Origin of the sequence: Hymenobacter sp. DG01 (genome assembly GCF_006352025.1) — a bacterium.
Lineage (GTDB): Bacteria > Bacteroidota > Bacteroidia > Cytophagales > Hymenobacteraceae > Hymenobacter.
Map to the genome: position 1 here is coordinate 3,848,158 of NZ_CP040936.1, position 11,677 is coordinate 3,859,834.

The following is an 11,677-nucleotide window of genomic DNA, read 5'->3' on the forward strand; positions in this document are numbered from 1 at the left end:
CATGGGCAAGACGGCTTTACGGCCCACCTGCCGCCTTGGCGTGAGCTTCAATAACAGGCCTGGCAGCCCGGTTGATTAAATTTCATAATCTTTGTGGCGGTCTGAGCTCAGACCGTGAACATGGCGCGCCTTATGCGGCTGCTTCCCGACGTGCGCCCCGCTTATTTATCTCGTAAAGAAGACCTCGTGAAGACAGTCTATTTTACGGATCGTAGCGCCGTGGAGCAGAACGCGCTACAGTCCCTTCTCGCCTTCGAGAAAAAAGAGAACATCGGGCAGATTGCCGTATTTCCCGATATCCATTATTGCTCCGAACGTGCCATACCCGTAGGAGTTGCCTTTCAAACCACGGAAGTTTTCTACCCCCTGGTGACGGGCAAGGATATGGGCTGCGGGGTTGCCTACCTGCGCATTCCCCGGTCCGAAGTGCTTCGGCCCTTCGACAAAGCCAAACACTACCCCGTGCTGGAGCGGGAAGTGCATCGCATGACCGATGAAGGCCTGGGCGGCGGCAACCACTTCCTGTCCCTGGAGGAGTCGGCGGCTTATCTGTATATCATCGTGCACACCGGGAGCCGTAATCTGGGCGTGTATATGCACCAGGAAAACAGCAGATTGCTGCAGCTTCATAACCCCGGGCAGGAGTGGCTGCCTGGCGAAGTAGCTACGCCTGCCTACCGCCGAGAGTATCAGCGGGTACTAGCGTATGCGGCCAGCCGGCGCCGGGAGTTTCTGGAGAAAACCTGCGACTTTCTGCGGCGCAATCAGTACGTGGCGGCTGGCACGCCCGTCGTGGCTGATAGCTGCCACAACCTGCTGGAGTTCGGGCCGGAGGGCGTCATTCACCGTAAGGGTAGCACGCAGCTAGTGGCCGGCCACGAGGTAGTCATTCCGCTTTCCATGAGCAGGGGCTCCCTCATCGTGAAGCCTAACCCGTGGCAGGAGGCCACAGAAACGGCGCTCTGGAGCTGCGCGCACGGGGCCGGTCGGCAGTACAGCCGCACTGATACCCTCAAATTCTGGCACTCACTGAAAAAGGCGGAAAAGGATGCTTACCGGCAGCGTTTTCCAGAATTGCTCAACCGCCGGGGCGACTTTGACAGCAGTATTCTGCAGGAATTCGACTTCGCCTACAAAGATTCTGCGGCGCTGCTGGCCACTCAGCCCCACCTGATTTGGTGCGATGAGACAACTCCGCTGGTTACCGTAAAGTCGGTGGGTGTATAACGCCGTCTTGGTGGCACCGGGGCTGGGCGGGCAAGTAGCCGGCCTGGCCCCGGTGCTACCGGTAACCCGTTCAAGCAATACGAAACCAAGCCACGCTACATTCGCAGTTATGATTTCCGTTGAAGAAGCCACCCGCCTTGTTGCCGCCACCGTCCGCCCGCTGACCGTGGAGTTCCTTTCGCTACCCCTCGCGGCGGGCCGCATCCTGCGCGAAGACCTACGGGCCGACCGGGACTTTCCGCCTTTCAACCGAGTAGCCATGGATGGCATTGCCCTGCGCTTCGCCGCCTTGGAGGCCGGACAAACGGAGTTTCGCATCGAAAGCACCCAGTTTGCCGGCCAGCCGCCTACCCCCCTGCTTGACCCCGAAGCCGCCGTGGAAATCATGACCGGGGCCGCCCTGCCCGAGGGCGTGGATACTGTCATTCGCTACGAAGACCTCACCTTTCTTACCGATGACGCCGGGCAGCGCCACGCTACCCTGCAGACCCTACCCCCCCGGCCAGGCCACAACGTACACGCCCGCGCCGCCGACCGCCGTCAGGGCGACTTGCTAGTGCCCGCCGGCACCCGTCTGGAGCCCGCCGAAGTGGCGGTGGCTGCCACCATTGGGGCGGCCACGGTGGCTGTCACGCGCCGCCCGCGGGTGGCCGTGGTCAGCACCGGCGACGAGCTGGTGCCTATTGCGGAGCAGCCCGCCGCCCATCAGATCCGCCGCTCCAACGCCCTGATGCTGCAAGCCGCCGCCTGGCAGGCTGGGGCTGAGGCCGAAACCTTCCACTTCAACGATGACCCCGAAGCCCTGCGTCTAGGTCTGCCTGCCTTGCTAGAAGGTTATGACGCGGTGATTCTGAGCGGGGGCGTATCCAAGGGCAAGGCCGATTTCCTGCCCGAAACCCTGCGGGAGCTAGGCGTGGAGCAGGTGTTTCATGAGGTGCAGCAGCGGCCGGGCAAGCCGTTCTGGTTTGGCCGGCAGCCGGGCGGCGCGGTAGTATTTGCCCTGCCCGGCAACCCGGTTTCCACCTTCGTAAACTTCTACCGCTACGTCCGCCCCTGGCTGCTGGCCGTGCAGCAACCCGAAACTACCGAAACTTCCGGTTTACCGGCTACGGCCTTGCTCGGTGGCCCGGTAGCGGCAGTGCTTACCGAAGATGTGCAGTTCAAGCCCCGCCTCACCCACTTCCTGCTGGTGAGCCTAGAGCCTGGCCCCGATGGACGCCTGCTGGCTACCCCCGAGCGGGCCGGCGGCTCCGGCGACATGGCCAGTCTGCTGACCTCGGCGGGCTTTCTGGAACTGCCGCCGGAACAAGAGCAGTTTCCGGCGGGCACAGTGCTGCCGGCATGGCGGTTTCGCTGCTAAGCGCTGCCGGGTGGCCACGCGGCTTATTCGGTGGCCGAAACGGGAGCGGCGGCCAGCTCCGCCTGCATCTGGCTGATAACCTCCCGCAGCTGCTGCATAATGGTAGCTACCAGTGCCCCCACGGCTTCCGGCTGAAACTCGCCCGGCCACTGGTCAAGCTCCGTAACCACCGGAATCAGGTGCTGCACCCGCAGGTGAGCCAGGCTTGGCTTGAGCGTGTGAGCCGCCGTTTTCAGCTGCCGGATGTTGCCTTCCTGTAGGCCCTGGGCCAGTTCCTGCAGCAGCTCTTCGCTGCTTTCCACAAAGGTTTCCAGCATGAAGTTCACGAAGCTCTGGTCGCCCTGGCCCACTTTCAGCAGCTCATCGGTCTGGTAAAGGGCTGCCGACGCGGGAGTAGCCGCCGAGGGTAGGGCAGGGGCAGGCGCGGTGACCTGGGCCTGGGGCACTACCCACTCGCTCACCACCTTCAGCAGCTCGGCTTCCTGGAAGGGCTTGGCCAGATAGGCGTTCATGCCCGCGGCCAGGCACTTTTCCCGCTCGCCTTTGATGGCGTTGGCCGTGAGAGCCACAATGGGCGTAGTCAGCTGCAGCTGCTGGCGCAGGGCAGCCGTGGCCCCGTATCCATCCAGCACGGGCATCTGAATGTCCATCAGAATCAGGTCGAAGGACTGTTCCTGGGCCAGGGTTACGGCCTGTTCGCCGTGTTCGGCCTCGGTAACCTGTACCTGGGCCTGCTGCAGGAAAGTTTTGGCAATCTGGCGGTTAAATCGGTTGTCTTCTACCAGTAGCACGTGCTTATGGCGAAGATGCTGGCGCAGGGGGCTGTCCTCGGTCAAAACTACCTGGGGCAGCAGGTCCTGCTCCGTGCCGATGGGCAGGCGCAGGGTAAACTGCGTTACCGTGCCCCGGTGCTTTTCGCTTTCCAGCTGCACGTCGCCGCCCATGAGCTTTACCAGGTTGCGGCAAATGGGCAGGCCCAGGCCGGTGCCGCCAAACTTGCGCGTGACGGAGGCATCTTCCTGGCTGAACTCCTGGAAGATATGAGCCAGAAACTCGGGCTCAATGCCCACGCCCGTATCACTTACCCGGAACAGCACGTCGGCGGTTCCGGCGGGCGCGTCGGCCTCCACTAACTGGCACGAAATGACTACCCTTCCCTTCTCCGTGAACTTAATGGCATTACCGGCCAGGTTCAGCAGCACCTGCGTGATGCGGTAGGGGTCGCCGAGCAGTACGGCCGGCAGCCCGGATCCGGCCTGCGTGCTCAGGCACAGCCCTTTTTCGGCCGCCTTGTAGTGGAGGGTCTGCTCTACCTGGGCCAGCAGCTGGGCCGGGGCGAAGCCAACCTGCTCCAGCACCATTTTGCCTGCCTCCAGCTTGGAGAGGTCCAGAATATCGTTGATGATGACCAGCAGGTTGTCGGCAGAAGTGGTAATGGCTTGCTGGTAGCTGCTCTGCAGGGGCGTCAGCTCGGTTTTGGCCAGTAGCTGGCCCATGCCCAGAATGGCGTTCATGGGCGTGCGGATTTCGTGGCTCATGTTGGCCAGAAACAGCTCCCGGGCCCGCACCGCCGACTCGGCGGCCAGCTTGGCGTGGCGCAGGGCGCGCTCCGTGGCTACCCGCTCCGTCACGTCGAGACCGTAGCCCAGAATCATGTGCAGGGAGCCATCGGGGTGGAAAACTGGCTGCAGGCAGCGGTACTGATGCCGGTCGCCATCGGGCCGCAGAAACGTTTCCTCGTAGGTAACCAGGCGTCGCTCCCGGGCCACCTGCTCCAGCTGGGCGTGTCGCTCCTCGGCCATGGAGGCCGGGTAGTTGGTGCGGGAAAAGTAGTCGAAGTTGTCTTTGCCGATAATCCAGCGGCGCATTTCCGGGTCCTTGATACCGCTGGCATTCACGAACAGGTAGCGGAATTTATCGTCGAACACGCCCACATCGCAGGGCAGCTGGTCCAGCACAAACTCATAGAAAGCCCGCTGGTCGGCCAGCTGCTTTTCTACCTGCCGGCGCTCGGTAATATCCACACCCATGCCTACCATCATGCGCAGGGTGCCATCGGGGGCAAACACCGGCAGAAAGTGCCGCCGCATGTGCTGGGGCCCGGCCTCGGTTTCCTGCACTTCCTCCCAGGCCACGGCGGCGCGGGTCTGTACGGCCTGCTCGAAGCACTGGCGGCGCTGCACGGCCAGCTCCTGGGGGCGCTGAAACTGGGCGCAATAGGCAAAGTCATCGTGGCCGATAACCCAGCCGCGGGTATCGGAGTCCGAAATGCCGTTCGTATTTACAAAACGGTAGCGGTGCCCGGCATCGAAAACGGCAACTTCCACGGGAAGCTGCTGCAGAATGGTTTCATAAAAATCGGGCTGCTGCGCGGGCTGTTCTGGCGCGGGTTGCTCGGCCGCGCTGCGTGCTTCCGCCAGCTGGGCCTGGGTTGTTTCCAGGGCCTGTTGCAGCGTGGCTATCTGATTCTCGGCCCAGGCCCGCCAGGCCCGTTCGTCGGCGGGGGGACTGGCGAAATTAACGGTAAAGCCAAGAGACGCAGTAGCAGCCATTTAATTCAAGTACACCGGGTGGTAAAAGAACAAATATAGCCAATTAGGTTAGTGTAATATACCTATTAATAGATGACTGATTTTTGAATAAACAGGATGATTTCAATACAAAATGTCTGCAATGTACCCCAAACATCTTTTCGCGTAGGCCTATGCCAACGTGCGCGGGCAGGCTGGCAACGGACCTCTATGGTAGATTCCGGGGATTCTGGATGGTAAATGGGGTGCTGATACGGTACACTGGGGGAGCCACGGTAGCGGCGAAAATGCAAAATGTGCAGGCGACTCAACACCTGGTTTGTGGCCCTCGGGCAGTAGCTGCCTTCCGGAAGGCGGTTGCATGTGTTCGGACAGAGGTGTATCTTCCTGTTTCAGAGCAACTACTGCTTCTGAATTTCTATGCATGCTCTACTTTGAGAATACGGCCGGTCATCTTGAGGTAGAGCCCACGGGCTTCCTGCGCCTGACCTGGCACTCGGTGCATACCCAACAGCGGGAGGGAGTGCGTCCACTGCTGGAGGCCGCGCTGCAGGCGCTGCGGGATACCGGGCTGGAACGGGTTCTGGTAGATCAGCGCGCCCGCCTGATTCATCGGGAAGAGGACACGATATGGATGCTGCTCGACTTCTTTCCCCGCCTGATGGACCAGACTCATTACCGCTACGGGGCTTACCTGGAATCGGCGGAGTTTTTTACCCGCAGCGAAACCCGCCACCTGATGGCCGAAGCCCATACCCGCTATGGGGTGCCGTGCCGGTATTTTGGTACTGAAGACGAGGCGGTTGCTTGGTTGCTAAAGCAAGTTGATAAGTGAGTGCGTTCCTCCCGAAAAATACCGCCGCGAAACGGCAAGCCTGAGCTGAAAGCTGGCTGAGCGAGGTCCGCGGCTGCCAAAGCGCGGCGCTACTTCTTCCACTTCTGGGCAATGCCGACGGCCGTTTCCAGCATGTAGGGCTCCCACTGCTCAATTTTCCAGGCCGTGGCGCTGAGTTGGGGGCAGGTGTGCAGAAGCTGCCGGGCCTCGGCTACGGAGGGGGCCGTTTCCAGGATGCGGGACAGGTGCTGCTGCTGCTCGTGCAGGGCGGGGTCTTCCAGAACGGGACCCCGCCGCGGGGGCTGGAGCGGCAGAAATGCCTGTTCGGCAGCAGAAACCGTCAGGCTGGCCCGATGCTCTTGCACCAGGGTTTCCATTCTTCCGAAATCGAGGCGGAACCGGGCCCGGTTTTCCTCGGTCCGCAGACTGTTGCCCAACTGCTCCAGCACTACAAAGCGCAGGCGGGGGCACTGGGGCATGGTGCGTTGCAGCAGTTGAAATACCTCCTCCGGCACGCCCTGGTCGTGGGTGTCGCGGCGCACCTTCTGCTCCGGAGCCAATGCCGAGGGCTCCCAGCTACCCCCGGAAATATGGATTTCCCGCACCCGGTGCAGCGGATACAGGCGGATCAGCTCCTCGTAGGAAACCGAGAAATTGTGCAGCTGGCAGTACAGGTTATGCAAATCCAGAATCAGGAACCCATTGACGGGCTCCAGCAGCTTATCCAGAAACTCGCCGTGGCGCTTCACCTCATCCAGACTGTAGGCAAAGGCCAGGTTCTCTAGTCCTACCGGGCACCGGCAGGCCTCGTAAAGGCGGCTGAGGCGGTCCTGGCCCAGGCGCAGGGTAGCGGGCGTGTAGGGTACGGGCAGGGGCGCACCCGAGTGGAAGTTCTGGCCCGTGAAAAAGCCGAAATGCTCGGTTATGTGGGCGAAGGGCAGCTCGGCGGCTACCTTCCGCAGCTGGCTTAGCCACTGCTGCTGCTCCGGGCTCAACCTGCCCGAGAGCAGGGAAAAGAATACGCCGTGGCCCAGCAGCCGGTTACCGGCGCTGTAGGTGCGCAGCAGCTCCGAAAACCAGTCGGGCATCTGCTCGGTCCAGAACAGAGTATCAAACGACCACTCCACGGCCTCCACCCGGCCCTCGGCCAGCAAAGGCAGGGCCGCCGACAGAATATCGACGTCCAGGTTGCAGGCCAGGGCCGAGCAGATGGCAGGGTTTGCTTGCACCGTGCGTGGTGAGTTAAGTGCCGGTGCTTAGCCCAGGCCGCAGCCGGGGCAGTTGGCGGGCGTTTGGCCGCTTTCCTTTTCCGTTTTCTTGCCCTTCTCGCCCGAGGGGGTAGGGTCGTTGTCTTTACAGCCTGAGGCCTGAACGGTCAGGCCTACCACAATAGCACCGAGCAAGGCTTTGGATAGTTTCATGGGGGTAGGGTAGTGGTTGGACAAATGAGCTGGCTTTCCGGGAAGAGCCCCCGCCTCCCGGAAAGGTTGCATGCGAAAATCAGTGTCCGTCTCCAGTCATAGCCTGAAACTTTGCCGCTGGGCAATGCCTGGTGGGCAGAAGCCGGTGGGGTATTGGCGGGCCGGAGGCTACTCCCGCTCAAACTCCAGCCCGCAGGTAAAGCAGTGGCACTGGGGCTTTTCGGGAGCTAACAGCCACAGGCGTAGCTTCACAAAAAGGTTGTCGGTGGGCTGGGGCAGGTGGCGGCATACTACATCGGTGTGGTGGCAGCGCGGGCAGCGCAGGCCGGCCTCCGGTTCTTCATCGGGCGCCTCGGGAGGCATGGGGTGCATGGGAGCCCGCTGGGCGTGCAGCAGCTCCTGGGCCGCCGCTACGTCGGTGGCGCGCACGAACAGGCGCACGGAGCCCAGCACCGGGCCGTAGGGGCGGTTTTCGTTGCCGAGAAAGCACGGAATGCCGGCCGCATCCAGCTGGTTTTTGGCCAGATGGGCCGCAATGGTATCCCGAAAGGAATCGAGCAGAACGATGGAAGAAGTGGAATCAGAAGACATAAGCCATACGCAGGGAGGCAGAGCCAGCCGGCTCCGTTAAGCCAAAAACAACAGAAGCACCCGATTGGGTGCTTCTGAAGCCGATAAAAACGGGTTTTGGTCTTACTTAAACAAGGCCAGCGCTTTAATAAACGTCTGCGACACGCCCCAGGCCAGGGGAATGCCCACGTACAGCCAGGCCAGAATGGCCGAGCCACCCACGGCCGCCGGCTCCTGGGCGGGCGGCGTGGCCGAAGAAGAATTAGCGGGAGTGCTCATAGTTGCAAAGAAGTTAGGGGGTAGGAAAACCGGGCTTAGTGCCCACCGGCCTCAATAGTTACGGGTCCTTTTTCGTAGTATTCTTCTTTTACGGGGCGCACTGCCAGGTTAGCCAGCAGCCCCAGTACCAGCACGCCGGCCATGGTGTAGAATACGTTCTGGTAGGCCGCGGCACCCTTCAGGCCCTGCTCCTTGGCGTGCTCGTGCAGGGTATGCACAATCAGGGGGCCCAGTACCCCGGCCGTACTCCAGGCCGTGAGCAGGCGGCCATGAATGGCGCCTACCTGGTACTTGCCAAACATATCGGAGAGGTAAGCCGGAATGGTCGCGAAGCCACCTCCGTACATGCTGATAATCACGCAGGCCACTACCACGAATAAGGTCAGCTGCAGGCTGCGGCCCAGGGTAGGCACCAGGGCGTAGAGCAGGATGCCCAACCCAAAATAGATGGCATACGTGGTCTTACGACCCAGCTTATCGGAAGCCGATGACCAAAAAAAGCGGCCCAGCAGGTTAAACAGGCTCAGCAAACCCACGAAGCCGGCCGCTGCCGCCGCCGTTACGCCGCGCCCCGTGCCCATGGCCCCATCCGAAAAGGTTTCCTGTACCAGCGGCGAGGCCGTTTCCAGCACCCCGATACCGGCCGTTACGTTGGTGAGCAGCACCACCCACAGCAGCCAGAACTGTGGGGTCTTAATGGCATTATCGGCCGAAACGTTGGCCGTAGTTATCATGTCGTTGTGCTCGGTGCTGGGCACGTAGCCGGCTGGTTTCCAGTCGTCGGCAGGCACCCGGATGGTCCAGACGCCGAACTGCATGAACAGCAGGTAAATCAGGCCCATCACAATGAACGTAGGCGCCACGCCCTGGGGCGCCGAGTCCTTGAAGTGCGTCATGAGGTTGTTGGCCAAAGGCGAGCCAATCATGGCCCCGCCGCCAAAGCCCATGATGGCCATGCCCGTGGCTACCCCCTTGCGGTCCGGAAACCACTTAATCAGGGTGCTGACCGGCGAAATGTAGCCGATGCCCAGCCCGATTCCGCCCACAAAGCCGTAGCCGAAGTAAAGCAGCCAGATGTTGTGCAAATGAATCCCAAGGGAGGCAATCAGGAAGCCACCGCCGAAGCATAGGGCCGAAGCCAGCATGGCCTTGCGCGGACCCACCCGCTCCAGCCACTTCCCAAACACGGCCGCCGAAAGCCCCAGCAGCACAATGGCAATGGAAAAGGTAATGCCGATTTGTGTGGGTGTCCAGTCGTCGGGGGCGGGGTTGTTTACGTCGCCACTGATCAGGGCGCCCAGCGGTTTATTGAACACGCTGAAGGCGTAGGCCTGCCCAATGGCGAGGTGAATAGCCAGCGCGGCCGGCGGAACCAGCCACCGGTTGTAGCCCGGCCCGGCAACAGTGCGACTACGGTCCAGTAAGGAGTCATTTGCCATAAGTGGAATGGGTGTTTGGGAGTGAAAGAACGGTCCGACCAGCTAGCCGATGCCATGCAATGCTCGGCTGTACGAGTTGGTAACCAATAAGGTAGAAGTTCGGGTGGGGGTTTCTACTGGGCACCTCAACTATTTTTTGGTAAAAAGCTATAGTTGACTTTTGCCTTGCTGGTCCCATTCGGCCTTCGCTATATACCAGAGTACCTGTCTTACGTGAATAATGGATGTAGGTACACATCAGCCGCCGTTCTTTCGCGCGGGAAAGCACCCGTACTACAGCCCGGGAGCTGCGGTGTGTGCTTAATGAGGTGTGCAAGAATAAGTTATTGATATACGCGACCTTCTTCCTCGCTGCCTGTTGCCGCTGCCTTATCAGTAAGGCAGTTTAGTCCGGTAGCCCGGGGTAGGAAGCACTATTGGGTTTCCGCTGCCGGCTCGTGTAGTAGCCAGCCCCGGGGGCCGCGGGCCCGGCTGCGTTTCAGGAATACCTCCAGCCCACGCCTCATGGCCTCTGCCATCCGCTGCTGAAACTGTGGGTCTGTGAGGCGCTTCTCATCCTCGGGGTTCGATACGAAAGCCGTTTCCACCAGGGCGTTGGGGTACTCCGTAGGCCCGTTCAGCCCGAAGTTGAAGCCACCTACGTTGCCAAACCCCGCCAGCCCGGTGCCACGCATCTGCTCGTACAAAGCCACCGACAGCGGCCGAAACGCCACGTAGCGGTAGTACGTGCTGGTGCCGTGGGCCGTGGCGCTACCCGAGGAATTCACATGAATGCTGATCAGCAAATCGGGGTTGAGGCGGCGCAAAAGCAGCACCCGGTCGCCGTTATCCACGGTGGCATCGGTCTCGCGGGTCATGAGCACGCGGGCCCCAGCCTGCTCCAGCTCCTGGCGCAATTTCAGGGCAATGGCCAGGGTCAGGTCTTTCTCGCGGGCCCCGCTGGCGCCGGTAGCGCCCACGTTGGTGCCGCCGTGCCCGGCATCAATAGCCACCCGCAGGCCCTGCAGCCGCATCTTTCGGGGCGGGCACTTTACTCTAATTTCCAGAGTATTGCCACGGTAACCGATGTGGTAGCCCCAGCTTTGGCGGTGGCGGAGGGGTAGTACCAGCCGGAACACATCGGGCTGCACCTGCTCGTAGGTCACGTCGCCCAACTCCTGCAGGCCGTCGCGCTGGGTTATCCAGTTGGTGTTGGATGTCGCCCCGAAAATATCAACCACCAGGTGGCTGGGGTCTGTGAGCAGCTGGGAGCGGTAGGGCAGGCGCTGACTGAGCGCCACCCGCACGTAATCATATATGGAGTCGCCCTGCACGCTCCAGGAGCCCGTGAGCGAGCTGGGCACGAAGCCACCCGGCGGCAGCAGACGCACTACCTCCTGAGGTACCCAGGCCGTTTGGGATTCGCTGAGCTGCACCCGGTACTGGTTGCCCACCCGCCCCGTGAGGTGCAGCACCACCGCCGAGTCGAGGTAGCCGAGCTTGGCCCCGCCCAACCGGTCTTCGCCCAGCCCGTAGTTCAGGTACGCCAGCTGGCCCTTCGTAACGGCCAGCTGGGGCTGGTTGGGGTTCATGAACCGAACCCGGCTCTTGCTGAAGGCAGTGGTAATAAGGCTGTCGGGCGTCAGGAGTTGGAACGAAATGCGCCGGTTGTGCAGGGTGTCGCCGGGCTGCACTACGTAAGTACCCTGGTACACCCCGCGCTTGCCCTGGGTCTGGGCGGGCGGCAATTCCGTGAGGGGCTGTCCATTCAGGAAGCTAGCCCTCTGGCCCGGCGTACCCGTCAGGCGCACCTGCAGCCGGTCGCCGGGCCGGAGCCACTGGTCGGCGGCGGGCACAGTTTCGGCGCTGTTGATAACCGGAGGGGTAGGGGCCGGCGGGCGGCGCTGCTGGGCCAGTGCGGTAGAAGCATGGTTCAGAAAGGCACCCAGCCCAATCAGGCCGGCAAAAAGAGTCCGAAAAATCTGCATACGTGAAAAGTACAGCCGCATAAGCGGCTTCGGGCGTTACGAGGGGGT

At 61.7% G+C, this 11,677-nt stretch carries 10 protein-coding genes; 3 read left to right on the forward strand and 7 right to left on the reverse strand.

Going from position 1 to position 11,677, the window contains the following annotated elements; genetic code table 11:
• The first annotated feature begins 132 nt into the window (after positions 1–132).
• Both FGZ14_RS16330 and FGZ14_RS16335 read left to right on the forward strand, forming a co-directional pair.
• A complete protein-coding gene (locus FGZ14_RS16330; RefSeq protein ID WP_180754380.1) occupies positions 133–1,227 on the forward strand; it encodes an RtcB family protein in 1,095 nt (364 codons plus the stop codon).
• A 109-nt stretch (positions 1,228–1,336) separates the two neighbouring features.
• A complete protein-coding gene (locus tag FGZ14_RS16335) occupies positions 1,337–2,587 on the forward strand; it encodes a molybdopterin molybdotransferase MoeA (RefSeq protein ID WP_139925274.1) in 1,251 nt (416 codons plus the stop codon).
• Between the two features lie 23 nt (positions 2,588–2,610).
• Here FGZ14_RS16335 and FGZ14_RS16340 read toward each other — a convergent pair whose 3' ends face one another.
• Positions 2,611–5,139: a response regulator gene (locus FGZ14_RS16340; protein ID WP_139925275.1), complete on the reverse strand. Its 2,529-nt coding sequence runs from the start codon at positions 5,137–5,139 to the stop codon at positions 2,611–2,613.
• Between the two features lie 403 nt (positions 5,140–5,542).
• Here FGZ14_RS16340 and FGZ14_RS16345 point away from each other — a divergent pair, with 403 nt between their 5' ends.
• Positions 5,543–5,953 carry a hypothetical protein gene (locus FGZ14_RS16345; RefSeq protein WP_139925276.1) on the forward strand — a complete coding sequence of 137 codons (411 nt, stop codon included), beginning with the start codon at positions 5,543–5,545 and terminating at the stop codon, positions 5,951–5,953.
• 89 nt (positions 5,954–6,042) lie between these two features.
• Here FGZ14_RS16345 and FGZ14_RS16350 read toward each other — a convergent pair whose 3' ends face one another.
• The 6 genes from FGZ14_RS16350 to FGZ14_RS16365 form a co-directional block, all read right to left on the reverse strand.
• Positions 6,043–7,182, reverse strand: coding sequence for a DUF692 domain-containing protein (locus FGZ14_RS16350; protein WP_257883251.1), 1,140 nt, complete (start codon positions 7,180–7,182; stop codon positions 6,043–6,045).
• Between the two features lie 27 nt (positions 7,183–7,209).
• Complete coding sequence (locus tag FGZ14_RS21795; RefSeq protein ID WP_180754381.1) at positions 7,210–7,374, reverse strand: hypothetical protein; 165 nt, start codon at positions 7,372–7,374, stop codon at positions 7,210–7,212.
• Positions 7,375–7,542: 168 nt separating this feature from the next.
• Entirely contained in the window at positions 7,543–7,965 is a 423-nt protein-coding gene (locus tag FGZ14_RS16355) for a DUF2007 domain-containing protein (RefSeq protein WP_139925277.1), read from the reverse strand.
• Between the two features lie 102 nt (positions 7,966–8,067).
• Positions 8,068–8,223, reverse strand: coding sequence for a hypothetical protein (locus FGZ14_RS21800; RefSeq protein ID WP_180754320.1), 156 nt, complete (start codon positions 8,221–8,223; stop codon positions 8,068–8,070).
• Positions 8,224–8,258: 35 nt separating this feature from the next.
• Positions 8,259–9,662, reverse strand: coding sequence for an OFA family MFS transporter (locus tag FGZ14_RS16360; protein WP_139925278.1), 1,404 nt, complete (start codon positions 9,660–9,662; stop codon positions 8,259–8,261).
• A 413-nt stretch (positions 9,663–10,075) separates the two neighbouring features.
• Complete coding sequence (locus tag FGZ14_RS16365) at positions 10,076–11,629, reverse strand: N-acetylmuramoyl-L-alanine amidase (RefSeq protein WP_180754382.1); 1,554 nt, start codon at positions 11,627–11,629, stop codon at positions 10,076–10,078.
• Positions 11,630–11,677: the final 48 nt, after the last annotated feature.

Bases quoted from the DNA above. Each gene is read 5' to 3' on its own strand.
- FGZ14_RS16365 (WP_180754382.1), bottom strand. From the start codon at position 11,629: ATGCAGATTTTTCGGACTCTTTTTGCCGGCCTGATTGGGCTGGGTGCC.
- FGZ14_RS16360 (WP_139925278.1), bottom strand. From the start codon at position 9,662: ATGGCAAATGACTCCTTACTGGACCGTAGTCGCACTGTTGCCGGGCCG.
- FGZ14_RS21800 (WP_180754320.1), bottom strand. From the start codon at position 8,223: ATGAGCACTCCCGCTAATTCTTCTTCGGCCACGCCGCCCGCCCAGGAG.
- FGZ14_RS16345 (WP_139925276.1), top strand. From the start codon at position 5,543: ATGCTCTACTTTGAGAATACGGCCGGTCATCTTGAGGTAGAGCCCACG.
- FGZ14_RS16330 (WP_180754380.1), top strand. From the start codon at position 133: ATGCGGCTGCTTCCCGACGTGCGCCCCGCTTATTTATCTCGTAAAGAA.
- FGZ14_RS21795 (WP_180754381.1), bottom strand. From the start codon at position 7,374: ATGAAACTATCCAAAGCCTTGCTCGGTGCTATTGTGGTAGGCCTGACC.
- FGZ14_RS16340 (WP_139925275.1), bottom strand. From the start codon at position 5,139: ATGGCTGCTACTGCGTCTCTTGGCTTTACCGTTAATTTCGCCAGTCCC.
- FGZ14_RS16335 (WP_139925274.1), top strand. From the start codon at position 1,337: ATGATTTCCGTTGAAGAAGCCACCCGCCTTGTTGCCGCCACCGTCCGC.
- FGZ14_RS16355 (WP_139925277.1), bottom strand. From the start codon at position 7,965: ATGTCTTCTGATTCCACTTCTTCCATCGTTCTGCTCGATTCCTTTCGG.